Source organism: Niastella populi (assembly GCF_002078015.1).
Classification (GTDB): domain Bacteria; phylum Bacteroidota; class Bacteroidia; order Chitinophagales; family Chitinophagaceae; genus Niastella; species Niastella populi.
On record NZ_LWBP01000188.1, the window covers coordinates 1 to 25,107 of the forward strand.

At 44.5% G+C, this 25,107-nt stretch carries 23 protein-coding genes and 1 pseudogene; 12 read left to right on the forward strand and 12 right to left on the reverse strand.

Annotated elements, in window-relative coordinates:
- Nucleotides 1-285 (forward strand): hypothetical protein (locus tag A4R26_RS35455; RefSeq protein ID WP_207625774.1); only part of this gene is annotated, 285 nt, incomplete at its 5' end.
- Nucleotides 286-534: 249 nt separating this feature from the next.
- Here the strand turns inward: A4R26_RS35455 and A4R26_RS16880 are convergent.
- Together A4R26_RS16880 and A4R26_RS16885 are read right to left on the reverse strand one after the other, a co-directional pair.
- The gene (locus A4R26_RS16880) at nucleotides 535-1,035 is read right to left on the reverse strand and encodes an SRPBCC family protein (RefSeq protein ID WP_081165336.1); all 501 of its coding nucleotides are present in this window, start codon (nucleotides 1,033-1,035) and stop codon (nucleotides 535-537) included.
- The gene (locus A4R26_RS16885; RefSeq protein WP_081165339.1) at nucleotides 1,032-1,358 is read right to left on the reverse strand and encodes an ArsR/SmtB family transcription factor; all 327 of its coding nucleotides are present in this window, start codon (nucleotides 1,356-1,358) and stop codon (nucleotides 1,032-1,034) included. Before A4R26_RS16885 ends, A4R26_RS16880 begins: the two co-directional genes overlap by 4 nt.
- A gap of 303 nt (nucleotides 1,359-1,661) precedes the next feature.
- On the opposite strand from A4R26_RS16885, the gene A4R26_RS16890 reads away from it, so the two are divergent.
- Complete coding sequence (locus tag A4R26_RS16890; protein WP_081165342.1) at nucleotides 1,662-3,968, forward strand: leucine-rich repeat domain-containing protein; 2,307 nt, start codon at nucleotides 1,662-1,664, stop codon at nucleotides 3,966-3,968.
- A 169-nt stretch (nucleotides 3,969-4,137) separates the two neighbouring features.
- Here A4R26_RS16890 and A4R26_RS35640 read toward each other — a convergent pair whose 3' ends face one another.
- On the reverse strand, nucleotides 4,138-4,842 hold the full coding sequence (locus tag A4R26_RS35640) for an MgtC/SapB family protein (RefSeq protein ID WP_242674935.1): 705 nt from the start codon (nucleotides 4,840-4,842) through the stop codon (nucleotides 4,138-4,140).
- Nucleotides 4,843-5,052: 210 nt separating this feature from the next.
- A pseudogene (locus tag A4R26_RS36095) lies at nucleotides 5,053-5,379 on the reverse strand (MgtC/SapB family protein); the annotation flags it as partial.
- 232 nt (nucleotides 5,380-5,611) lie between these two features.
- On the opposite strand from A4R26_RS36095, the gene A4R26_RS16900 reads away from it, so the two are divergent.
- Together A4R26_RS16900 and A4R26_RS16905 are read left to right on the forward strand one after the other, a co-directional pair.
- Nucleotides 5,612-6,805, forward strand: a complete 1,194-nt coding sequence (locus A4R26_RS16900) for a serine hydrolase domain-containing protein (protein ID WP_081165348.1) — start codon at nucleotides 5,612-5,614, stop codon at nucleotides 6,803-6,805.
- A gap of 234 nt (nucleotides 6,806-7,039) precedes the next feature.
- Nucleotides 7,040-9,403, forward strand: coding sequence for a response regulator (locus tag A4R26_RS16905; protein ID WP_081165351.1), 2,364 nt, complete (start codon nucleotides 7,040-7,042; stop codon nucleotides 9,401-9,403).
- Nucleotide 9,404: 1 nt separating this feature from the next.
- On the opposite strand, the gene A4R26_RS16910 is transcribed toward A4R26_RS16905, so the two are convergent.
- Nucleotides 9,405-10,160: a LytR/AlgR family response regulator transcription factor gene (locus A4R26_RS16910; RefSeq protein WP_081165354.1), complete on the reverse strand. Its 756-nt coding sequence runs from the start codon at nucleotides 10,158-10,160 to the stop codon at nucleotides 9,405-9,407.
- Nucleotides 10,161-10,174: 14 nt separating this feature from the next.
- Entirely contained in the window at nucleotides 10,175-11,944 is a 1,770-nt protein-coding gene (locus A4R26_RS16915; protein WP_133054713.1) for a histidine kinase, read from the reverse strand.
- A gap of 659 nt (nucleotides 11,945-12,603) precedes the next feature.
- Between A4R26_RS16915 and A4R26_RS16920 the strand changes: the two genes are divergently transcribed.
- The 3 genes from A4R26_RS16920 (at nucleotide 12,604) to A4R26_RS16935 (ending at nucleotide 14,974) form a co-directional block, all read left to right on the forward strand.
- Nucleotides 12,604-13,197: an outer membrane beta-barrel protein gene (locus A4R26_RS16920; RefSeq protein ID WP_081165360.1), complete on the forward strand. Its 594-nt coding sequence runs from the start codon at nucleotides 12,604-12,606 to the stop codon at nucleotides 13,195-13,197.
- Nucleotides 13,198-13,711: 514 nt separating this feature from the next.
- Nucleotides 13,712-14,137 carry a small multi-drug export protein gene (locus tag A4R26_RS16930; RefSeq protein ID WP_081165366.1) on the forward strand — a complete coding sequence of 142 codons (426 nt, stop codon included), beginning with the start codon at nucleotides 13,712-13,714 and terminating at the stop codon, nucleotides 14,135-14,137.
- A 396-nt stretch (nucleotides 14,138-14,533) separates the two neighbouring features.
- Nucleotides 14,534-14,974, forward strand: a complete 441-nt coding sequence (locus A4R26_RS16935; protein WP_081165369.1) for an SRPBCC domain-containing protein — start codon at nucleotides 14,534-14,536, stop codon at nucleotides 14,972-14,974.
- 174 nt (nucleotides 14,975-15,148) lie between these two features.
- On the opposite strand, the gene A4R26_RS16940 is transcribed toward A4R26_RS16935, so the two are convergent.
- Both A4R26_RS16940 and A4R26_RS16945 read right to left on the reverse strand, forming a co-directional pair.
- Nucleotides 15,149-15,856, reverse strand: a complete 708-nt coding sequence (locus A4R26_RS16940) for a LytR/AlgR family response regulator transcription factor (protein WP_081165372.1) — start codon at nucleotides 15,854-15,856, stop codon at nucleotides 15,149-15,151.
- Complete coding sequence (locus A4R26_RS16945; RefSeq protein ID WP_081165375.1) at nucleotides 15,853-16,887, reverse strand: sensor histidine kinase; 1,035 nt, start codon at nucleotides 16,885-16,887, stop codon at nucleotides 15,853-15,855. Before A4R26_RS16945 ends, A4R26_RS16940 begins: the two co-directional genes overlap by 4 nt.
- Nucleotides 16,888-17,123: 236 nt before the next feature.
- Here A4R26_RS16945 and A4R26_RS16950 point away from each other — a divergent pair, with 236 nt between their 5' ends.
- Nucleotides 17,124-18,284 (forward strand): acetyltransferase domain-containing protein, encoded by a 1,161-nt coding sequence (locus tag A4R26_RS16950; protein WP_081165378.1) that lies wholly within the window; start codon nucleotides 17,124-17,126, stop codon nucleotides 18,282-18,284.
- Between the two features lie 251 nt (nucleotides 18,285-18,535).
- Nucleotides 18,536-20,542, forward strand: coding sequence for a CehA/McbA family metallohydrolase domain-containing protein (locus A4R26_RS16955; RefSeq protein ID WP_242674936.1), 2,007 nt, complete (start codon nucleotides 18,536-18,538; stop codon nucleotides 20,540-20,542).
- A gap of 71 nt (nucleotides 20,543-20,613) precedes the next feature.
- Here A4R26_RS16955 and A4R26_RS16960 read toward each other — a convergent pair whose 3' ends face one another.
- Nucleotides 20,614-20,829, reverse strand: coding sequence for a hypothetical protein (locus A4R26_RS16960; protein WP_081165384.1), 216 nt, complete (start codon nucleotides 20,827-20,829; stop codon nucleotides 20,614-20,616).
- A 70-nt stretch (nucleotides 20,830-20,899) separates the two neighbouring features.
- Nucleotides 20,900-21,289: a DoxX family protein gene (locus A4R26_RS16965; protein WP_081165387.1), complete on the reverse strand. Its 390-nt coding sequence runs from the start codon at nucleotides 21,287-21,289 to the stop codon at nucleotides 20,900-20,902.
- Between the two features lie 147 nt (nucleotides 21,290-21,436).
- On the opposite strand from A4R26_RS16965, the gene A4R26_RS34640 reads away from it, so the two are divergent.
- Complete coding sequence (locus A4R26_RS34640; RefSeq protein WP_133054714.1) at nucleotides 21,437-21,655, forward strand: TIR domain-containing protein; 219 nt, start codon at nucleotides 21,437-21,439, stop codon at nucleotides 21,653-21,655.
- Between the two features lie 90 nt (nucleotides 21,656-21,745).
- The gene (locus A4R26_RS16970) at nucleotides 21,746-23,485 is read left to right on the forward strand and encodes a glycoside hydrolase family 28 protein (protein ID WP_081165390.1); all 1,740 of its coding nucleotides are present in this window, start codon (nucleotides 21,746-21,748) and stop codon (nucleotides 23,483-23,485) included.
- Here A4R26_RS16970 and A4R26_RS16975 read toward each other — a convergent pair whose 3' ends face one another.
- Nucleotides 23,486-23,704 carry a hypothetical protein gene (locus tag A4R26_RS16975; RefSeq protein WP_081165393.1) on the reverse strand — a complete coding sequence of 73 codons (219 nt, stop codon included), beginning with the start codon at nucleotides 23,702-23,704 and terminating at the stop codon, nucleotides 23,486-23,488.
- 195 nt (nucleotides 23,705-23,899) lie between these two features.
- Here A4R26_RS16975 and A4R26_RS16980 point away from each other — a divergent pair, with 195 nt between their 5' ends.
- Nucleotides 23,900-24,277 carry a SnoaL-like domain-containing protein gene (locus A4R26_RS16980; protein WP_081165396.1) on the forward strand — a complete coding sequence of 126 codons (378 nt, stop codon included), beginning with the start codon at nucleotides 23,900-23,902 and terminating at the stop codon, nucleotides 24,275-24,277.
- Nucleotides 24,278-24,351: 74 nt separating this feature from the next.
- On the opposite strand, the gene A4R26_RS16985 is transcribed toward A4R26_RS16980, so the two are convergent.
- The gene (locus A4R26_RS16985; RefSeq protein ID WP_081165400.1) at nucleotides 24,352-25,107 is read right to left on the reverse strand and encodes a LytR/AlgR family response regulator transcription factor; all 756 of its coding nucleotides are present in this window, start codon (nucleotides 25,105-25,107) and stop codon (nucleotides 24,352-24,354) included.

Consider the following 25,107-nt stretch of genomic DNA (forward strand, 5'->3'; position numbering starts at 1 on the left):
ACGGTGGGTCAACATGGACAGGAATCTACAACTGGTGGTGTAAAAGGTTACTGCCTTATGCCCAGAAATGACCTGAAAGGGTTGTCTGGTCTTTCGCCGGAACCCGTAAGCCGGTGGATTGGTGGCTGGGGACATGAATTGGGCCATGCTTTTGGACTCCCGCATCCAGATGGTAGCCCATACTGGAATCAGGCGATCATGGGAGCCGGGTATCTGATCTTTCCATATTGCTTTTTCCTTGAAAACGATAAATCATCGCTTTACAGTTGTGGATTTATTTTCTGATAGATAATATTTTTTCTCAGGATAGCATTTCCAACGCAGAACATCATTTGAATATGAAGACTGCCTCTTTGATCCTGGTATCTGGCAGAAGCAGTCTTCATATTGCCCGGGGTATCATTCACCTGATAATATATATCAACATTATCCATCTTACCCATGCTTCATGCCTTCGGTAGCGGTATGGCTTCCCACTCTTTCCTGTATAGGTGTTAGTGTTTCAGTTAAATTTGACGATTGTTTGCTAACGGCTCATTTTTTGGATAACGTTGCCAACAGATTTTCCAGATTTTTCATTGACATCTTAAATCCTTCTGTAAAGCCCATTTCAATCATCTTTTCCATGCGGGCAAGCGATTCATTGTAAATAGTAATATTGACTATTGTCTTTCCATCCTGCTCACTAAAAGTATAATCCCAATCAGAACCCGGCAATTCAGGATTTTCATCTTTGTCTGCAAAAGCATTGAACATTTTGAAATTGGTCTTTGGGGTAATGGAAGTGTATTCCTGAATAGCCCAACGCTCCACACCTTCCGGGCTTACCATTGCATAAAACCTGCGGCCGCCCACTTCAAAATTCATATGTTTTGTTCTTGCAGTCCAGGGTTTAGGCGCCACCCATTGATCAAGGATCTCCGCTGTGGTAAATGCATCCCATACCAGCGAAAGTTCAGCCTCAAATTCTCTTGTTATGAATACCGTTTTCGCTGCTTTGTCAACGGTAAAATCAAACAGCAGTTTCGTTGTCATTTTTTTTGTTTTTTTAGTGTTAACAGTACTTTGTCTAATTGATTGAATTGAGTTTCCAGGATGTTTTTGAATTGCTGGATCCACTTATCGATCTCATTCACTTTGCTGGCATTGATGTGATAATAAATTTCTCTGCCTTTTTTTTCCTGTTTTACCAGTCCGCATTCCGTAAGAATTTGAATGTGTTTGGATACAGCCTGCCTGCTGGAATGAAATTCTTCTGCAATGGCATTGGGTGTCATTGACTGGGCTGCAATCAATAATAAAATTGCCCTGCGTGTAGGGTCTGCTATTGCCTGAAAAACATCTCGCCTTGCTTCCATGTATTTATGTGCAATTAAGTAGTTGCAAATATAAGTGCAATTATTTGGTTGCGCAATATTTTTTAAATTTTGGTTTCCCTGGCATTTCCTGATCAGTTATTTCCAAATTCTTTTATTTTCCTCCCTCCCTGTAAATAGTGATTTTTTCTTTTACCCCCTTTTATCGATGCGGGGCCGTTTTTTTATATGCAATTTTGTATGTGCGCAGAGATTCCTGCGAAATTTAATCAGAAAGTAAGCCCCGTATCCGATGCGGGGTGTGTTAAATGCTTTGTGATACGATAATAATCCGTTTTTTTGACTATGAGCGAACAATACCATAAATACTGGACAACTATTGTTGAAAGCGACGATCAGCCTAAAGCCCTGGTTGACCATTTCAATTTCCTGGCCACGACACCGGCGATGCTTGCACTGATAGAGCAGGTCTGCATGCGATGCACAGCTGTAGCTATAAGCGATGCGCGGCTGTTGATCGATTTTGAGAACGGCTTTCAGTTGCAATGCCGGCAGCCTGCCGAACACCTGCTGGCTGGTGTGCCTGCCAGTTATGCGGCCCTTGCGGCGGTTCACAATGGTTTGCAGCTGCAGCAGCCGCACGACGTGCCGGTTTTTTTTGCCGGCACCGGTGAAGGAGGCGCCCTCTTTGGCGCGGAATTGATAGATGAGGAAACGGAATTCTTTCAGGAGCTGAAACAGGCGAACATGGATCCGCACCAGGTGGGGCAGGCCATGATGCATGGTCAGCATGAAGTGATCTTTCATCCGTTTAAAGTGAACGGGATAACCGGCGAACCGGCGCTTAGCTATATTGATCATGAAAACGGTATACCCTGCGATCTGCCAACCGGCGAACTGTTGTTTGCACAGGTGTTCTTCATTCTGGTAGCCGAAGCCATTCTGCAGCGTCCCCTTTTGAACAGTTTTGCCGGCGAAACGGTATTCATTGATATTGGAAAACACCGGTACCTGCGTTCTGCAACCAGCATCAGGATTGCAGATGAAGAGATCGGTGTTCTGCCTGCCGCTATAGGACAAATGGAAGCGCTTCGCGAACTGGTATTGATCCGCTGTCACCTTCATACGCTTCCGCCGGAAACAGGGATGCTTACCTGCCTGCAAAAACTGGTACTGCCGGGGAACGGGCTCGCCGTTATCCCCGGCACGATTGGTGAACTGACCCAACTCGTACAACTCGATCTTTCAGAAAATGCGATCACTGTATTGCCAAACAGCCTGGGCGCCTTACCCCTGCTGCAGGAACTGCGGCTGGAGTCGAACCCCCTGACTGTTTTACCCGACACGCTGGGTAACCTGCATTCGCTGATGATGCTCAGCATAGAAAGCAGCCAGCTGACAACACTGCCCGCCAGCCTGGCGCAATTGACATCTTTAAGGAAGCTTTTTATAAAAGGCAGTCAACTTACTGCCGTTCCGGAATGGGTGGGTGCGCTTAGCAGCCTCGAAGAGCTTTCCCTTATTGCCAACAAACAGCTACGGGCATTGCCGGCGTCTCTCGGGCGCCTTACACAGCTGCGCACGTTGTGCCTTAATAATTGCGAACAACTGCAATCGGTTCCGGCTACTATGGCAACACTGGAACGGTTGCAATATTTTGAGGGAAACAATACGGCTATTGACAGCAAAGCCCTGGAAAATATCTGCCAGGCGCGGGCGCTTACAAAGCTGGAATTGAACAATGCTGCTATAACACATATTCCACCGGCCATCGGACAGTTGCAACAGCTTCAGCAGTTGTCATTGCAGGAGAATCCGTTGGTGACCCTTGCCCCCGAAACAGGCGAGCTGAAAAATCTGGCTGTACTTAACCTCGATGGTTGTGCGCTGAATAGCATTCCGCCGGCGATAGGCAACCTGCAGCAGCTTAATTCCTGCAGCCTGGGGCTGAGCGGCCCGGCGGAACTGCCGGATGAGCTGGGCACCCTGTTGAAACTGGAGTTCCTGGCTATCGATAACAGTGCGCTTACCGGTATACCCGCATGGATAGGCCAGTTACCGGCATTACGGGTTCTTAGTTTGAAGGGGTGGACTGCGCTCTTGTCACTGGATGAAACGATCGTACGGTGCAGGTCCCTGTCGCGGCTGTGGATCATGGATTGCCCTGCTTTTTCTGTATTGCCTGCCGGTTTGTGTACGCTGGAAAAGCTACGGGATGTGGTGTTACGTAATACGAACGCCGGAGAAACCGCCTTCACTGTATTGGCGGGCTGCCCGGCGCTGCAGGAACTGGAGATCTCTGCTTCTGCATTGCGACACGTTCCCCTGCAGGCGGGTGAGCTAAACAACCTGCTTACCCTCAAACTTAGCCACAATGCGATCGGGCGACTGTCGCCTGCGATAAAGGAGCTGCCTAAGCTGTGGTCGCTCGATCTGTCTGATAATGATCTTACGATGATCATGCCCGATATATTCAGGATACAAAAGCTGCATACGCTGAACCTGTCTGCCAACCCGCTGGAAACGTTACCCGGTGAAATAGAACAGGCGCAGCGCCTGCGGAAATTGTTTTTGTATGATTGTCACCGGTTACCGGAATCAACCTTTTCTTCATTACAGGAGAGATTGCCTGATTGCGAGATCATGAGGTAAGGCCGGGGCTGAAGCGTACTTTAAGATCATTACATCAATTAATGGATAGAGGCTTTGGTGCTTTCTATTTTTTACAACCCGATTTCCGGATAATAATTATGTTAATATTACCTGCGGTAAAGAATAATAAAACGGGTATTTTGTTTAAAGGATGATAAACGGCCATACTTCAGGAAGGCCATATAAAAAGAATGGCAAGCCCGGTTAAAATGGCAATGCCAAATAAAAATGCTATTTTTTTACCTAGTACTCTTCCGCCTATGATCATTGCCATTCCACCTTTAAACATAAGGTTCGACAAAAATGCAATGAGAATTAATTTCCAACCTAAAGCGGCCTCTATATTTTTTTGATCCGTCATTTTAGCCGTTGATAAAGTGATGGCATCCATATCAGTCAATCCTGATAAAATTGAAACGACATATAACCCCTCATTCCCAAATTTATCGTTAGCTGCCGCTGAAAGAAACCTTATGATCGCGTAGAGCAGGCCAAACATAACTGCATTCTTCAGGTCGGCAGGGTTTTTTTGCTCCTGCATTTCAAAGTCGCCGTTGTGCTGTTGAATAGAGAATATCGCTGTAAGAATGATCATGACAGCCAATTCGGCTATAAGCGGGAATGCCAGTTTCATAAAAAACGGAGGCGACACTATCCTTATTTCAATTAAGACCCTTACTAAAGAAACGGTTGATGCGGTCAATATCACAAAGGCGGCAAAATTACTTCCGGTAACGTTCCGGGCTGCAATTTTAGCATAAGAAACAGTTGTGGCCGTACTCGATATAAGACCGCCTAAGATCCCACCCATTAAAGCGCCCACCTTGTCGCCGAATAATTTATAAGCAAAATACCCGCAAAGACTGATGGCCACAATCAGAACCACCATTAGCCATATATCCCTTGGATTTAAAACATTATACAGATCATAACTGGTATTGGGAAGAACTGGCAGAATTACCATTGAGATCAGTATGAATTGCATTATGGCCCTCAGGTCCTGTTCCCCGATCTTCTTGACCCAACCGTGTAAAGAGGTTTTAAAATGTAATAACACAGTAGTAACCCCGGTGAGAACAACAGCCACGATCGGTTCCCCAAAAACCAGGTAAGCGCCGAGTGCATACATAAGTAATACTGCCGCCTCGGTTGTAATGCCACTTCCCTCCTGCTTTGTTCTTATTTTTTGACTGTTACCTATAACCAGTAAAGAAATGACCCCCAAAAAACCAGCCACTATGATCCATCCGTCAAGCGCTTTTGCCAGCAATCCGCAAATAGTTCCTGTAAGCGTTATTAAAGGAAAAGTGCGGATGCCGGCCGTTTTTGAACTGGCGTACTCTCGCTGAAGTCCTACTAATAAGCCTAATCCAAGGGATATGCCCAATAACAAAAAGGGATTGTTTTCCACACTATAAATGTATCAATTAGAGGGCATTTTATTTGCCATTTTTCAGTGAATCCACAATTATATTTAGTTTGGGCAGGCCAAAACACAAATGTTGCTGACGGCATATCCGCGGTTGCCGGCAAATAAAACCACAATCCATTTCCGTTAAGCGAAACGCCGCATTCGTTAAACCGCCCCTTTAAACGCCTTTGTTGCATGGTAGCTTTGATCTACAAATCAAAACCATCAACAAATGAAAACGAAATTTCAACAGCTGGGTATGGCTGTTTTAGTGATAGCCATCGGTAGTGCTGCCTGTAAAAAATCAACCATTGACGACATTAAAAGCGGCGGTAAGGTATTTAGTCCCTCGCTGTTTAAAGAAAACATCATTAAGGAACTGGGTACCCGAAATATAGGTTACACGTTCATGATCAACCATAATGGTAAATGGGCAGATAGCGCAGCACGCGGCTTTGCCCGTATGAAGCAGGATGGCGCCGCTTTGCACAGCGTTAAAAAAGAAATGAACATTGCCAGCGTCAGCAAATGGCTGACTGCCGTGGGCGCCATGAAACTGCTTTCTCTAAATAATATCAAACCCGAAGATCCCATTTATCCATGGCTGCCCCAATCTTGGACGTTGGGCAACAAAGTAAAGTCGATCACTTTCAGGGAACTACTTACGCATAGCGCCGGCTTAACTACAAAAGACATCAGGTATGGCACCGATTACAATTCGTTGAAAGCTTGTATCGCCGCCGGTGTGGTGAACGAAGCAAAAACGCCCAATTACAGCAATGCGAATTTTGCCCTGTTCCGTATTATGTTTTCTTTCATCGATAACAAGAAAGAGACTGCCGAAATTGAAAATTTAAACTTGTGGTTCTTCAAAGACACCGCTACATTCAGTAATTACCTGGCCGACCGTTATATCAGCCTGATGCAGCAGCATGTGTTCACCCCCGCAGGTGTAGCCAATGCAACCTGTACCCCGGAATCGAGGTCTGTGCAAACCCTCATGTATAATGAAACAACACCTGGTACGCCCGGTATTGTATTGGGCGACTGGAAACTGGTTTGCGGCGGCGGCGGTTATTCCCTCTCTGCCCATGATGTAGCAAAAGTGATGGCCTATGTTTACCATACAGAGAATATTTTATCGAAGGCGCAGCAGAAAGAAATGCTCGATAACCTTTACGGACTCGATGCCAGTCACAGCGTGGCTACCAACAGGGGACAGTCATACGGTAAAGACGGCGCCTTGTTTAATGACGTCAATGGCAGCGAGGCAGTAGATGTTCCTGATCCGGGACTGCAAACGCTCGCCGTGAAATATCCCGGTGATGTAGAACTGGTTTTCTTTACGAATGCCCTGAATGATGGATTTACTTATTATACCGCGATAATGAAAAAAGCCTACGAAGAGGCATGGATAAAAGAATAACAGGTTACATAAGTTTTAAAATATCATAGTAGTACGGTTAAAACCTTTCCTGAATTTTAAGGCGCTCTGGTTGAGCGCCTTTTACATTGTATACCGGTGACTGGCTCACCCCGGGGCGGCATGGGTATGTTGCCGGCTACCCGCGGCGTTGGCAATGCCAGGTTCTAATAAAATTTTATAATATTTCTCCCAGTCCATTATTTTTGTTTAGAACCGGCATCCGGAAATAGAAATATGTCAAAGCCATTACCAACCATTGATCAGCTAACCGAAAAGATTGCGGCACTTGAACGGGAGAATGCTGCGCTCCGCAGGGACTTCACCTTGCTTTCTGCTAAACATGCGGTGAAAGTGCCGGATTCCTTCAAACCATTCTTCGATGCGGCGCAGCAAACAGTTAGCGCCTACTTCAGCAAGCTGAAAATGGACCCTTCATGCGGAACGATAGAAATCAACGATCAGCGCTATGTACTGGTGCGGGCATCGGCTTTTTCGAAAGGGTTCCTTGAAACCATTCAGCATTTGTATGCCGATAAAGGAGAAAGCGAGGCGTTTTCCATAGGGCAGAATTTCCTGTTCGATTATGCCCATGTAATAGGAATGCATGATGCCAGAGATTTTCATCAGAAAATGCAATTGACCGATCCGATCTCAAAATTATCGGCAGGTCCGGTTCATTTTGCCTATTCAGGCTGGGCGTTTGTAGATATTTCGCCCGAAAGCAATCCTACACCCGATGATAATTTTTGTCTTATTTACGAACATCCTTATTCATTTGAAGCCGATTCGTGGAAGCAGAACGGAGCAGTATCGAAAGAACCGGTTTGTATTATGAATGCTGGTTATTCATCGGGTTGGTGTGAAGAAAGTTTCGGCATACCGTTAACGGCTGTGGAAGTGAGTTGTATAGCCAAAGGCGATGACTGCTGCCGGTTCATTATGTCGCCGCCGCATAAGATCCAGGAGCATCTGGAGCGCTTAAAGGCCAAACATCCCGCTCATTATTCAAACATGCAGCCGTACAACATTCCCACGTTCTTTGAAAGGAAAAAAGTGGAGGAGGAAATGGAGCGTTCGCGGATGCTGGCCGAAGAGTCGGCAAAAACAAAAGCCGATTTTATCGCCAATATGAGCCATGAACTAAGAACGCCACTGGGCGCCATTCTCGGCTTTGCCGATCTGTTACAGAAGACGGAACTGGGCGATATACAAAGGGAATATACCGAGGCCATAAATACATCGGGAAAAAGTTTGCTCTCTATCATAAACGACATCCTCGACCTTTCCAAGCTCGATGCCGGAAAGTTTATTATAGAATCGGTGCCGTTCAGCGTTCCTGAACTGATGCATTCTGTTCAGGTGATGTTCGCATCAAAAGCTGCCGCCAAAGGCATACGGTTGAGCTGTAGCGTTGATATGGCTATCAACTACCTGGTAACCGGCGATCCCATGCGGCTTACACAAATACTGGTAAATCTCATTGGAAATGCCGTCAAGTTCACTGAATCGGGTGGCATATACGTTAACTGTATTGTGGAACGGGAAGAGGAGACCCAGGTGCAATTGTGTTTTAGTGTGCGGGATACCGGTATTGGCATCGATGCCGGTAAACTAAACCATATTTTCGACAGGTTTACCCAGGCCGATACCGACATTACCCGAAAATATGGCGGAACAGGACTTGGGCTGGCGATCACCAAACAATTGATCGAACTGCAGGGCGGACAAATAAGCGTGTCGAGCCATAAAGGAAAAGGAACGGAATTTCAGTTTATCATTCCTTATGTAAAAAGCGCTGACCAGCTGTCCATGCCGGTGCTGGAGCCGGCTGCCAGTCACCAGTTCCATTCCATTAAAAAGATATTGATCGTAGAGGATAACCTGATGAACCAGAAACTGGCTTCGATCATTCTGCAGAATAATGGCTTCGAGGTTATCATTGCCAGGAATGGTAAAAAAGCGGTGGAAGTATTGGGCCGGCAAACAGTCGACCTGATACTGATGGATATTCAAATGCCGGTAATGGACGGTTACAAAACCACCAAAGCGCTCAGGGAATTGAATATAACAACGCCCATTATTGCCACTACTGCGCATGCTTTGTCGGGTGAGAAGGAAAAATGTTTACAGGCAGGCATGAACGATTATCTGCCGAAGCCATTCCGCGAAACCGATCTGCTGAATAAAATAGCTGCGTGGGCGAAACACCATAAGCCGGATGCGCAGGCAACTGCCGGCGGGAAGGACGCGCCGGGGTTGAGCCTGAACTTTTTAATGGCGCAAACGAAAAACAACAAACGCTTTGTGCTGGAGATGATCGATATTTTCAGGAAACAAAACCCCAAAGACATCAGTGCATTGAAGAAAGCCGTCGAAAAAGCCGACTATACGTCTATTTACAAAACAGCTCATACTATCAGGAACGGTATCGGGTTTTTTGGTTTAACGCAGGTGATCGGGGAAGACCTGTTGCAAATTGAGAATGGAGCGTTGGCCAATGAGCCGGTCGATAACATACGGCCGTATATTGACAAAATAGACGGCGTGTGCCGGGAGGCGGTGGCAAGGCTGGGCAATATGAACGTCGATGAAGATTAAGTTATACCAGCCGCCGGGCCATCAGGGCAACGAACTCATCTTTTTTCCTGGGCGAAATAGCGATCATGGCGTCATCGTTCATCACGGCATAACCGCCATCTGCTTTCAACATCTTTTTTACTTCCCTGAGGTTTACCATATGGGAGTTGTGTAGCCTGAAAAACCCATGATCGGTCAGTAACAATTCATATTCTTTTAAATTTTTGCTCACCATCACGCTGTTGGCATTCTTCATAAAAAAGGTCGTATAAGGGCCTTTGGCTTCCAGCCTGATGATCTGGTTCAGCGGTACAAACTCGATGCCTTCGGATGTGGAAAGGCTTATTGAAAAATCGTCTGGCGGCCTTTGCAGGTTTTTAAAAAGCAATTCCAGCCGGTTGTCTTTTTCTTTCACCGAAATGGATCGAATGGCCTTATCAACTGCCTGCTGCAGCTCTTCAAAATTGATAGGTTTTAAAAGATAGTCGATGGCGCTGAACTTTATGGCTTTAATGGCATAATGGTCATATGCCGTTGTAAATATCACTTCAAACGAATGGTGGGTTACCTGCTGCAGCACATCGAAACCCGTAGCCGTTTGCAGTTCGATATCCATAAAAACTATTTCGGGCGAATGGGTATTTATGAATGTTACCGCTTCTTCTACATTTTCGGCCATAGCGGCCACTTCAATATTCGGGCAGAATTCTTCAAGCAGATTTTTTAGAAAAACGCGGTTCAACATTTCGTCTTCCACGATCAGTGCTTTACATTTCATGATAAACAGTTTGTTTATGCCTGTTCCTGGCTAAATAATGGTTGTGGTATTTCAAGGATACTTATGTTATCGTCACCTGCGTGTTCAGCTTCTTTTATTTTCCTGATAATTTTTTTTCCATTTTGAGCATTGAACAATTCAATCCGGCTTTCAAGCATATTCTCCTGGCCGTTCAAACCCTTTTTCTTTTCCAGGGCAATCGCCTGGCTGCGCGCCATACCGTTATCGGTTATGAAAACAACCAGGCAGTTGTTTTCGGTATTGAAATGTATGACCAGTTTGCCTTTTTGGGCCGGTGGCAAATTCAGCAGGCCCTTATATAACGTTTCTTCTGCCATACCCAGCGAAAGTAAAGGCAGGATGGACGCCTGTTGTATGTTCGGGCCGGTCTTTATCTCATAATCGAACCGTCCCGGAAAACGGCAATGTTCCAGCCACAGGTATTCTTTCAACAGTTCGGCTTCTGCTGTAACCGGAATGCTTAGCTCATCGCCATAGTTTATCACTTTACGCAAAAAGGCCGAGAACCTGCCGATATATTGTAACGATGCTTTTTTATCGTCCCCTGCTATAAAGTACTGAATTGAATTCAACGAATTGAAAATAAAATGCGGGTTCATTCTCGCCTGCAGTACTTTCAGCTTCAGCAGGCGGTTCATGTGCCCGATCTTTTTATGTTGCCCGATGATCTGCTGATTGTGTTCCTGCAGCTGCCTGTTCAATTTTTGCTTGGTCCTGTACCGGCTGTATAGTACGCCCGTAAGAAGCACAATAAAGAATAATGCTACCAGCATACTGTTTCGCATCGACTGGTGGCGTTGTACTTCCAGGGCCGTATCCATCAGCCTTTTGGTGACGATCTCTTTCTCCAGCGATACCAGGTCGAGGGTATGCAGTGTAGCGGAGGCCGCTTTTTGTTCTGCAGGGCCAAATACCAGGTCCTTTACTTCCGATCCCAGGTAACGTGCAACGATAGTTCCGGTCAGCAGGCGGAAATCTTCCGACATAAAATATTCATCCAGAATAGGTTTCCAGTCGCTATGCAGGGGCATTACGCCGGCAAAACCTTCACGGCGGCTCGATAATACATTCTGCCGCTTCACTTTAATGCCTTTTTGCAGGGCTACTATATAAATTGACAGGGGAACATATCCAAAGCCGTTCTTATCGCCTGCCACCAGCCGCAATACATCATAGTCCAAATCTACTTTTTTCACCGGTAGCGATGGGTAAAAATGTTCTTTTAAGGATTGCACATCTTCCTCCATGGTGGTGCCGGGCATGATGTAGGCGTTCATGTCTTTTAGCTTCACGGTAAACTCCTGCGAGGTGGCGTACATAGGTTCGCGGTTGTTGGTGACCAGCACGTTCAGGTCGGGCATATACGGCGCGCTGAACTGAACTTCTTTACGGCGTTCGGGGGTAATAGAATAGTACGACCAGCCGAAAATACCCTGCCGGCGGGTAGTTTTTACCGTATTATAAATATTGTTGAACGAACCTGCGCGCTCCCATTGGATCGTTAGTTCAATACCATATTTCTTTTTGAGGTAGGGTTTTAGCGATTCCATGATCTCGTGCTCCACTCCTTCGAGCACCCCTTCGCGGTTCATGTAAATAAAGGGCTCTATATCATCATACAAAGCGGTAACGGTTCCCTTTTTATTAGCGAACACTTCCTGCCAGGAATCGCCCTGCCCGGTAAAGTCCTGGGCTTTAACCGGGAGGCAGGGCCAGGCGGCCAGGACACAAACGATTAACAGAACCATTTTATACCACTTCATACACAGGCCTTTGAGCAAAGATGCGGTAAAGAACAATAAAACAGGTCTTCTATTTAACGGATACCGGGTTTCAGTTAACGAATGGAAAACGGACCGTTACTTCACGAAGGCCGTATAACAGGAAAGATAATTATTTAATACAATTTGGAATATGCATGATCGGTGTATCCTTTGCCGCCCAAAACAGCCGTCTGTTTGCACACTTATGGTCAAAAACTGCACACTTATTGATAAAACTGCGCACTTATTAAGTGCCCCAATGCAATTCAATGCTTTTGCTATTTTGCAGCCACAAAAGGGGCCCCATTACCGATACAGGTATTGGAAGAATGCTGTAAAACATTCGGAAGAATGTAAGCTAACAGGATGATAAGCACACACACTTTTTATTATTGTATTGATATCGGATTATTTTTTTAGAATAATCACGATAGCTGATCTGTCGATGATTATCCTCCATTTCCTTTTATTAAAAAAAGCAAAAAATAGCTTTCTCTGAATGCTGTTAGGTAAGCTTGTGTAAAATTTATTGTATTCACAATAATTTATAAGTAGTGATAGTTGTTAATTTTTTGATTAAATAAAACATTCAGGGGAATACAGCTTTGATCCCTGACAATTCAAGTGTATTTTGAACCTTAATAAAACCCTTACATTTCATGAAAAAAATTGTACTCAGTTTACTGCTGTTAGCTGGTGCGGCTATTGCAAATGCACAGTATGAATTCAAGCCCTTCAAAGTAGACGTTAGTTTAGGTTACGCCATTCCGGGCGGAGAAGGCGCAAAAGGCGGTGTGCTATTTGTTATTGAACCCAAGTATGCAGTGATCCCAAGCGTTTCACTTGGTCTTCGTTTGGAAACGGCAATTATGGCCCGCGGAAGAACCGACGCATCCGGAACCAACACGGAATTTGATGTTAAAGCTGCAGGATCTTATCTGGTTACCGGTGATTATTATTTTACCTCAAGCAAAGCCCGCCCGTTTGCAGGTGCCGGTTTAGGTCTTTATTCTCTCGCTGCTGCTTCTACCGAAGATGAAGGCGCGTCTGTATCGAGCGGTTCCAAGTTTGGCCAAATGATCAGGGCGGGTGTTGAGCTTAGTCACTTTCGTGTAGGCCTGGAATATAATATCGTTCCTAAAACCACGATGGAATACATCAATTCCAATGGCGTAAAAACTACTTCTTCCATGAAGAATGGTTATGTAGGTATCAAGGTTGGCTTTACCATCGGTGGTGGAAGAATTGATTAATATTATAGTATCATCTATTTCAAAAAGGGGCTGCAATTACTGCAGCCTTTTTTATTGTGTGCGCCAGGCCACGAGTTTATACAAACGCTTGAATACAAAATTTGTGAAGCGCTTAACGCCAGAAGTCCTTTATCCGTTGGTCAAATGGACCCCGCCTGCCGCCCGCTGTATATAGACCGGATCAGTCATTATATGCCGAACAGTCAACGATTTCTGCTCATCAATAAAGGACATGGGGTATTTAACAGTAAGATGGTGCACATTTACCGGGCATTTTTGAACGATCCGCTAAAAAAGATCGTTTCTACGGATCCCGGTATTATCGGATATTGATTGAATAAGAATCGATTAATTTACCTGAATATTAACATTGCCAGGGGTTTTAAGTGGCTTCCCGAAGTAAAAACCTTTATAGTTGCACTTTTAATTAATATTTTGTTGCGGCGAACTTTTGCCGGAAATATTATTCAGTTATCTTCACGCGGCCTGATAAAATCGGGTCTTATAGTAAAAAATGTTTTTAAAAATACTCACCGTAGCCGGACTTGCCACTTTTGAGATCTATGCAGCTATCCCTGCCGGATTCGTCTTTAAGTTATCACCCTGGACCATTTTTTTTGCAAGCGTAACGGGCGGTTTAGCCGGCGCTTTTGTTGCAGCCTTCCTGGGCAATAAAATCAGGGCTTTCTTTCACAAAAAGAAGCCTACCAAAGACGCTGCGGAAAAGAAACATCCGCGGATGCTTGCGCTGTGGAATAAATATGGCGTAGTGGGACTTGGGTTTTTAGGAACAATGTCAGTTGGCGCACCGGTTAGCCTGGCAGTTGGCATTGGGTTAAACGCAAATATTAAGACGCTGCTCACCTGGTGCTGTATTGGTGTTATTACCCGTTGTATTGTATTCACGCTGATCGGCTGGTACGGGCTGCAATTATTTTGATCCCTGAATAAACAACTTCATCCATAATTCATTAATTGTTTTTTTAAGGCGCTGGAAAGCGCTTTTTTTTGTTTACGCTGCCTTCCGATCTTTAAGCATACTCCACCGGCATTTTGCCGGTAACTACAATAATTCTCCTGTCGAATTGTAGTATGTCCAAATCAACCCACTATAAAGTCTATTCCACCCCCTGTGCGTTTATAAGATAGAATTTACTTTTATGCTGATGAATCGGTACGAAAAATTTTATCAGCTGCATCACCGGCAAAGCCCTTTCCTGCTTGCCAATGCATGGAATGTAAAAAGCGCGCAACTCATCGAACGTTGGAATGAGCAGGGTCAGCCACATGGACTATCATTTAGGTCAACTAACATTTTTAAAAACAAAAAAATAACATGAAAGATAAAAATTTCTCTACCTCCGTTTTGGTAGAACAAACACCGGCAGCGGCCTATAATACCATTTTGAATGTGAGAGCATGGTGGTCGGGCTTATATGAGGAATCATTCGAGGGTAGCTCAGAAAAACTGGGCGATGAATTTAGTTTTCTTGCCGGCGGCGGCGTTCATTACACCAAACAAAAGCTGGTAGAACTGGTTCCAAATAAAAAAGCGGTCTGGCTTGTAACGGAAGCTAATCTCAGCTTTGTTGATAAAACAGACGAATGGAAAGGAACTAAGATCAGTTTTGAAATTTCGCAGGAAGCAGGCAAAACAAAAATTGTGTTCACCCACATAGGATTGGTGCCTGAATTCGAGTGTTACAATTCCTGCGCGCCGGCATGGACGCAGTACATGCAGGAAAGGCTTGTGGATGCAATCGCAAAATCGAACTGATATTCCGGGTCTTTGTTGCCAACGAAATATTTCCGCAGGTGCAGGTTCTGCATTGAACGAAATGGTTAGCGCCGGTGTTGATGGCTGCATTCAGTGTAGCCTTTTTTTGTTTACATGGGAAGTACTGATTGAAGCATACAGCGGTAGCTTTATTGCGGTTACACCACCCGATGCTTATTTGCTCCACAACATTTTTTTCTGAAATTCATTTTTGTACACCCTGCCAACAGGGATGGCAATGTTACCGATCATTACCTGTTCTGCATGAACGCTGTTGATCTTGTCAAGAGCAACGATGTATGATTTATGAACTCTTGCAAATTTGCTATCGGGTAATTTTTCTTCCATATAACTAATTCGTTCCGATGCTATAAAAACTTTTTGCGGGGTATGCACTTTGATAAAATCTCTAAGCCCTTCGATGTATAGAATATCATTCAGCAGAATTCTTTCCTGTTCCCTTCCTGTTTTTAAAAAAATATAAGCCGTGTGGTAGCTGTTGGCAACATCAGGTTTTTCTGCAGGTGCAGGGTTATAATAGTTGAATTTCGAGATGGATTTCATAAAACGTTCCTGGGTAACGGGTTTGATCAGGTAATCTAATACGTCCAGCTCAAATGCTTCAACAGCGTATTCCCTGTAGGCCGTAGTGAGTATTATTTTCGGGCAAACTTTCAGCGACCTGATCAATTCCAGGCCTGAGATGCGCGGCATTTGAATATCCAGAAAAACCAGGTCAACGGTATTTTTTTGCAGGAAGTTAAATCCATCCAATGCATTATCGAACGCAGCCAGTAATTGAAAACCACGGAGGTTTGCCAGGTGAAGGGTTATCAATTCTCTTGCGGGTTGCTCGTCATCGATTACAATGCATTTTATCATTTCAATATCTTTATTTTTAGTACTACCAGGTATGAATGCGGTTCTTTAACGATCCTGAATTCATGTGCATCGGGATAAATGAGGTTTAACCTTGTTTGTACATTTTTAATGCCAATACCGCCATTCTTAACTTCGGTAAATGGGGCTTTTTCGTCAATACTGTTTTCGACCTTAATAGAAAAGCTGTCAGCAGCCCTCGTTACATCTACCCTTATCCACGCGCCTTTGAGAGAATTGGCTATACCGTGTTTGAAACTGTTTTCGATCAAGGGGAGTAAGAGCAGTGGCGCAATGTACAGATCATTTAATTCATCATAGATATTTACCGCGGCGTCGAGCTTGCTGCCATACCTGTTCTTCTGCAGGTCGATATAATTCTTTACATAGGCGATCTCATGTACCAGCGGAACAAAGGGGTGTTTGGATTCATACAGATTGTAGTCAAGCAAACCAGATAAATGGGAGATCAGTTTTGCGGTTTCCGGACTGGTTTTTAAAGCGGTGCCATAGATGTTGTTCAGCGCGTTAAAGATAAAATGCGGTTGCACCTGGGATTTCAATAGTTCCAGTTCGGCTACCGTTTTTTCCTGTAACAGCATTTGGGCCCGTTGTTTTTCTTCGTACCAGGAACGAACAAAATAAAATAAAGCATATACTCCAACGATCACATATAAATTAACCAGCTCAACGATCAGTTTGCCGAATGAAAATAAGGGTACCTGTTGCGCTTCGGGGAAATAGGTTGGATAAATAACAAAGTAATTGATAAATCTTCTGCAAAGGAGCAACACCACGGCAACGGAGATCTGGGCAATCCAGAATTGTACTTTTTTTCCTTTATTGTAATATTTCCTGATGAATATATGAACGGTGAGGTATGACACAATAAACGCCAACGGGAAGGCCATGCATGCGTTTATAAAGTAACTGCCATATTCTCCGGAAAGAGCGGCCAGTCCGAACCACTCGTACAAAAAATAAAGCAGCCAAAACACCAGGTTGAAAGCAATCTCCCTGTTAAGCTTTTTCATGTAAGGAACGCTCCTTCCTTTTTATTGACAAACTTAGGAATTAATAGATGGTTTTTTCCCTGGATAAAATATTTTCGACCAACGGCGGAATATACAGACCAACTACGGGTAACGAATATGCCGGGTGTTTGCAGAGCCGTAACTGATGGGCAAACAGGATACAATAAATTTGACCCTGTAGCTGAGCAGAATTTGTAAATCACTTATTTGCATTAAAGAAATGAACTATTTAATAAATGAAAAGAATTTACAGTATTGACCTCATGCGTGGGATCGTTATGATCATCATGGCGCTTGACCATGTAAGAGACCTGTTGCATACCACTTCACTAACCGATCAGCCTACGAATTTAGCTACAACCACTCCTGCATTATTTTTTACCCGTTGGGTTACCCATTTGTGCGCGCCAACCTTTGTTTTTTTGTCGGGCGTTTCTGCATTTGTTTCCATGAAGAACCGGAATGATATGTATGCTACACGAAGGTTTCTATTAATAAGGGGTGTATGGCTCATGGCCCTGGAGTTTACCCTGGTTAATTTTGGATTGTTGTTTGACGTCCGGTTCAAAATTTTGATTTTTGAAGTAATAGCAGCGATAGGGCTTGGATTTATTGTTCTTGCTTTTTTAATTAACCGTTCTCCGAAAACAATTGGCATCATTGGATTAGCGATCATGTTCCTGCATAACCTGGCGCCATTGGTACCTGGCAGCGAATCATCTGTTTTCAAAAAGGTGCTGATGCCTTTTTTTGCGCCCGGGGTTATACCCTTAGGCGGCGATCGTTCATGTTTTATGGCTTATCCGCCATTACCGTGGCTGGCCATCATGTTGATTGGTTTTGCAACGGCCCGTTTTTTTACACTGGAAATTCAGAAACAACGATCAGTCTTTTTAAAGCTGGCGCTCGCTTCTTTTACGATGTTTATCATTTTACGGGCCATCAATATATACGGTGATCCTGTACCGTGGTCGCAGCAAAAGAACGGTGTATATACTTTTCTTTCATTTATAAATCTCACCAAATATCCCCCTTCACTCCAGTTTTGCTTACTATTCCCGGGTATTATGTTTTTAATTCTTTCAGCAGTACAGGGAATAAAAGGTAAAATAACAGATGTAATTAGTGTATATGGGAAGGTGCCTTTGTTTTATTTCCTGGTGCATTTTTATATAATTCATTCACTGGTTTTCGTAATGGTATTTCTCCAGGGGTTCAGCCCTTCCGATCTGGAATTCGGCTTTAATTTTGGCCGGCCGAAAAGCGGCAGCGGGCTTGCGCTTTGGGCCATTTACCTGGTATGGACCGGAATAGTAGTGGTGATGTATCCGCTTTGTAAGTGGTACGCACGGTACAAGGAAGCTCATAAAGAAAAAAAGTGGTTGCGGTATTTATAGTCGGAACACTATCTTATTGAAAGCTGCCTTATCTCCGGCATATCGCCCGGCTGGCAATCCGGCTTCGCAGATCGCTTCCAACGTATTGAAGCGGATGTCTTTTGCTTTTCCTGTTTTTCAGATCAAATTTTTATTTCATTTGCTAAACGCGCATATTTACATGAACACAACCTGTAAATGCCATGCGATACATTTTAATATCTCTCCTTGCCATTTCATTTTGTACACTTCGGGCTCAAATAAAAGTGGACATGAAAAATTTCAACGGCAAAAATGGCGCTACCGCAATCGTTAAGAATGAAGTTCTATCGGTATCGTGGCCGGCCGGAAGAAGCAAAACCGGGAAGCTTATTTTTGATCTTTCCGCTCAAAAGCCGATCTTCAAAAGCATAGAGTTGCAGGAGGGAAACACGAAACACCCAATTGCATCGGACCTCGACCCGGCATTTGTACTAACCGTTGGCAGGCGTGACCTTATATCGCAAAATGGATGGAATATCTTCTTCGACAAGGTTCCCAACAAACCTTTTAATGCATACAATATTGAATTCGTTAAGCAGTCTGCCGCTATCAGAAGCGCTGGAAGCAGAACGGTGATCAGCATTGGTAAATTAAATGCGCCCGGATTTACCGGCACGCTGGAAGTAACGCTCTATAATGGAAGCCCGTTGATGAATATTGCCGCCGTGATGGAAACTGAAATTGATTCTACAGCTATATTATATGATGCCGGACTGATCTCAAAAAATGCATTGTGGGAAAAGATCGGGTATAGTGATGTTGATGAACAAATGAGATCGATAAAACCCGCTGTGAACGATAGTGCAGTTGGCCTGCAGGTGAAATACAGAAGTATTATCGGTGAAACCAAACAGGGAAGCCTGGTGGTATTTCCTGCGCCGCATCAATATTTTTATCCGTTGGATGAGGCGTTCAATCTGAAATTCGTTTGGGCGGGCAATCAATACCGTAACCTTATCAATGGTTATGGAATAGGGATCAGGCAGGACCTGTATGGCGACAGAAGGTATGTTCCGTGGTTCAATGCACCGCCGGGAACCAAACAGCGACTAAATTTTTTTATCTTACTTAGTAGTGGCAATGCTACCCTTGCATTGAATGAGGTGAAGAAGTTTACAAACAATGATCGCTATCCTGAGTTGCCTGGTTATAAAAAAATGGCAAGTCATTTTCATAATGAGTTTATCATGAAGGTGGTTCTGGCCAACAAAACTGTTCCTGAATCACCTGATTTTATTAAAGTATTTAAGCGTACGGGAATCGATATTGTTCACCTCGGCGAGTTTCATTATACAGCGCATCCAAAAGGACCCGATAGTCTTCGGTTAAAAGAGTTACATGCATTGTTTCAGCAATGCGAACGGCTTTCATCGAAAGATTTCCTGTTGCTGCCTGGCGAAGAACCCAATGAATTCTTTGGCGGGCACTGGCTGCAACTTTTTCCAAAACCTGTTTACTGGATCATGTCGAGAAATGCCGATAAGCCATTTGTAACGGAGGAGCCGGCGTTCGGTAAGGTTTACCGGATTTCGAATGAAAGCGAAATGCTCGATCTGCTGAGAAAAGAGAACGGGCTTGCGTGGACGGCCCACCCGCGCACCAAGGGATCAACAGGGTATCCTGACAAATATAAAACTGCTCCTTTTTTTAAAGACCAGCATTTCCTGGGCGGCGCCTGGAAAGCAATGCCTGCAGATCTTTCCCAACCTTTTCTTGGAAAGCGTGTACTTGATCTTATGGATGATATGAACAATTGGGGAGCGCGTAAAAAAGTATTGGCCGAAGCAGATCTGTTTACCATTACACCGGAAAATGAAATGTACGCACACCTGAACATCAACTACCTGAAAATTGACAGGCTGCCTGAATATAAGAACGGGTGGCAGCCGGTGGTAGATGCGTTGCAGCAAGGCAAATTCTTTTCATCGACCGGTGAAGTGCTTATTTCCGAATTTAATGTCGATGGAAAATCATCGGGTGAAGAAATAGCGGTGAACGGGAAAAGATCGAATGTAACGTGCAAACTAAAGTGGACCTTCCCAATGAATTATGTGGAAGTTATTTCAGGTGATGGCGAAAAAGTTTACCGCGAGCGGATCGTTATGGACAACACGAATGCATTCGGTGAGCAAACTATAAACAGATCGCTTGATCTTACCGGTCGGAAATGGGTTCGTTTGGAAGCCTGGGATGTTGCTGCCAACGGCGCGTTTACACAAACTATCTACATCAAATAGAATCGTTGGTTATAAGATCTTACTACAAAAACCCGCCGGATAGCGGGTTTTTGTAGTAATGGGATGTAATGTTAAAAGCCCAGTTTGCTGCCCAGGTCGCCCAGCAAATTGCCGCCGCCGGCGTTATTGTCAGCGCCTTCGCCGCTGGTGCCTAACACTGAATCGATCTGACCGCCGAATTGCGGGAATTTTTGCTTCACAAAACCGGCAACTATTCCTAAAACCTGTTGTGCCTGTTCGGCAGGAATACCTGTTTTTTCAACTATCTGTTTAACTAGTTCGCTCATGGTGTTTAATTTAATACTGCAAAGGTAAGGCCCCGGCAAATTGCAGTCAACGATTATCGCTGATCCGATTTTATGCCTTCAACTCCAGTTTCATCTTTTTCTTCCAGAAGATATAAGACAGGATACCCGGAACAAACCATACCAGCATAAAACCCAGCATGGGGTCTATCGTTTTCGATACTGCTATACTGGCATATACCGCGCCGATAAGGTCGAAGAACAATCCCGCATAAGCCCATTCTTTGATTGTTTTTAATCCCGGAATTAAAATAACTATTGACCCGATCAGTTTTGCAACCCCGGTAAATGGAATAAAATATACCGGAAATCCAAGGTAATCATGTATCAGTTTCTTTGCATCATCATTTACAATGAGGCTGCCATACGAGGAGAAGATCATGAGTGCTGCAAACAAAATAGTAAACACCCAGTAGAGAATGTTGATGGTTTTCGGTTGCATAAGCATTGATTTGGTACATTAAATATAAAATAAATCTGCATTCTTTTAAAAAATGACCAGCGTAGCGGAAACACCGGGTAGAACAACGGCAAGGAATGCCGAGTACTAACGCTTTTGTTTGTTTTTCAGGAATAATGCGCCTCTACATTGCCTGACCACGTTATTGTGTATTTCGATCCTGCATCCAAATCACCGGTATCTTTGCTTGAATTAGGCGCCTTTAATTATAAAGCGATCGTAATTTGCCCGCAAGGCTTCTGGCGAAAAGGAAATGTCGACATCTTCTGTGAGGAGTTCAATGTAAAACAGGTGCCTGATCTGAGATCAGCGCTTGAGCATATTTTAGCATCACTTACAAAAACCTGAGCCCATCAGGCCAATATAGGTTACTCAAAGGCCATTCTTCTTCCGTTTGTACATATTCCTGATTATTATTTTTGGTGAATAATTATTGTTATGCTGCCATTGAAAAATAGTAACCAGGGATCAATCAGTGATTTTGATACTTCGGCAAACAATTCCCTTTCGCGCCGCCAGTGGTTTGAGCGGTTAGCGCTTCCGGCGCTGGCGCTGGCAGGCGCGGCATTACCTGCGACTTCGGGGGCGGCGCCCATTTCCGGCCATCATATCAGCGATCACCTGCGGGGAGCACGTATTTTCAACGTGTGCGATTTTGGTGCTAAAGGCGATGGAAAAACGCTTGATACAAAAGCCATCCAGGCCGCTATCGATGCCTGCCACAAAGAACAGGGCGGTACGGTGCTGATACCGGCCGGGGATTTTATTTGCGGAACCATAGAGCTGAAATCGAACGTTACCTTACACCTGTCGGTACAGGGACGTTTGCTGGGCAGTGCCCGGCGGGAAGATTATTCAGCAGGAAAAGGAGTGCCTTCAGGAAATGGTAATATTGTTTTCGTTTATGCGGTAAATGCAGCAAACATTACCATTGAAGGAAGAGGTACCATCGACGGTAATGGCCTGGCTTTTTATACAGGGAAAGGTGATAATACCGGTCCGGGCCAGCGCGGTATAGGCGGCAATTTCGACCGGCCGCATTTGATCGTATTTTATCAGTGCTCCAATTTTGTGGTGCGCGATGTTTTTTTAACGCGCAGCGCCTACCATTGTTTTCGCATCCTGCATTGCAAACAGATCCGGCTGGATGGCATCAGCATATATAACCGCGTAAATAAGAATAACGATGGCTTTCATTTTAACGATAGCCAGTACGTGCACATCAGTAATTGCGATATCCAGTGCCAGGACGATGCCTGCGCCTTTTTTGGCAGCAACCAGTTCGTTACCATAACCAACTGTAGTTTTAGTACCCGGTGGTCGGTTTTCAGATTTGGCAACGGCGATGCACAGAACATTGTAGTAAGCAATTGTCTCATATATGAAACTTATGGCTGCCCGGTAAAGATCAGTTCAGGGAAGGCCCGCGTTGAAAACCTCAGTTTCTCGAACATTATAATGCGCAATGTAACGGGTCCTGTTGGTATTGCTTTCACCAATACCAAAGACAGGAACAATGCCGGTGATAACGCCAATGACGGGTCGGCATTCGTGCGGAATATTTCGTTCAATGGCATACGCGCCACCGTGGTTGAAAAACCGGTTGATCATGCAGATATTCATTTTGGCGTAAATGTGTTCAATGGGGAAGTAAACTCATGCATAACGCTGAATGGTGTGGGCAAAGCATTCCTTGAAAATATCAGTTTTACCGATGTGCATATTACTTATGCCGGCGGGGGCACAAAAGAGCAGGCATTGAAAAGAGCCGTGCCGCAGGTTGCTGCTGAATATTTTGGCGTATGGGGAACAGAACCGTTCGGGCCGCCGGCATATGGCCTGTATGCACGTAATGTAAAGAATCTTACCCTGCATAATGTGAGGTTCGAATATGAAAAGCCCGATGCCCGGCCGGCCATCGTATTCGACAATGTGCAGGATGCGTCCATTACTGGCGTAAGCGCCAAGGGAAGCGCCGATGCCGAACTGTTTCGCATCATCAATTCAAAAGATGTTCTGATAGCCTCTTGCCGGGTGTTGTCGCATGCAGCTACATTTTTACAGGTAGAAGGCGATATGTGCGAAGGCATTGTGGTTAACGGCGGAGATTTGCGAAAAGCGCAGAAGCCGCTGGTGTTTGAACGGGGCGCTGGAAAGAATGCGGTTGTAATGGGGTAACTACCATTCTATGGTCCATTGCCCTTCATCATTCACAAAATAGTTAAGCCCGTTACTCATATGATGCAATTCTTTGCCATCTTTTCTGAAGCTGGTCTTTGCTTCATACACCCGCACCCCGTTGTTATCGCGGGTTAAATAATTGATCAGGGCTGGCAATGTGGGCGGCAGGTCATGCAACCATTGTCCATCTTCCTCTTTTACAAATGCCTGGCTCATAATAAGATCATTTAAAATGAAATATTCACGTCACACAATATAACCAGAAAAAATAATGCCACAACAGGTTGCTGTTGCGTGGCAAAATAACCGCTTTTGCCCATACTTTGTCTAAATAAACCCCTGCTAAAGTCCATTTAACACCCGGGCAACCCCGAATTTCAGCAATAGATTTGTTCTATAAAAAAGACAACAATGACAACACTGCAAAAAATATTGACCACGCAGGAAGTGGCCACACGATTCAATGAATTGGCGCAGCAGGAGAAATGGTTTGAGATCCAGGAGGCATTCTTTGCAGACAATGTAAAGAGCATTGAGCCGGCCAATTCGCCCTATATGGGATATGCGGAAGGAAAGGCTGCGGTTCGCAAAAAGGGAGAGGATTTTGTTAAGCAAATTACGGCGCTTCACAGGGCTTACACTTCTGAGCCATTGGTAACCGGTAATCATTTTGCCGTTGTTAGGGAAATTGACATCACCGTGCGGGAGCATGGCAGAATTCAGATGAACCAGATAATGCTGTATGAAGTGAAAGCGGGACAGATCATACTGGAACAATTCTTTTATTAAACCCCGATAATAAATGAGAAGGCCCCGGTAATGCCGGGGTGCTTTTTAATATTTAGCCACTGTACGGCATTCAATTATTTGGCATACTCCTTCATCTTCATCAGAAAAAACTCTTTCTTTCTTTTAGCTACCCTTATTTCCTGTCCATCGGTCATTGTTACGGTGCCTTCTTCTCCCCGGCGGTATTCTTTTACGTGCCGCAGATTGATAAGGTATGACCGGTGCACGCGAACAAAAAAACTGTCGGCCAGCAGGGTTTCATACTCCTTAATGGTTTTTGAGGTAACCACCTGTTTTTTATGGGGAAGGTAAAATTTAGTATAACTGCTGCAGGCTTCACAGTAAATAATATCCTGCAGCAGGATCACTTCAAAGCCGTGTTGTGAAGGGATACATAATTTTATTTCATGCGCAGACAGCTGAGGGCGCAGGTTATGACGCAGTACCTCCATTCCTTCCAGTTTTTTCTTATTGATTATGCGGTCATGCGCCCTGTCTACGGCTTCTATCAGTTCGGTTTCATCAATTGGTTTAAGTAAATAATCCACCGCGCTGAATTTAAATGCCTGCAGCATATAGCCGTCGTACGCGGTGACAAATATTACCTCGGGAATGTGGGCAGAAAGTTCCTGCATTAATTCAATCCCGTTTTTGCCAGGCATTGAAATGTCGAGAAAAATAAGATCGGGGTGTAACCGGTTGATCTTTTCCAACGCGGTAACCACATCGCTACAGGCGGCGATCACGTCGACCTGCGCACAATTTTTGGTAAGCAATAACGAGAGTGCGTTAAGGCTTTTAACTTCATCATCAATCAGAATTGCTGTCAT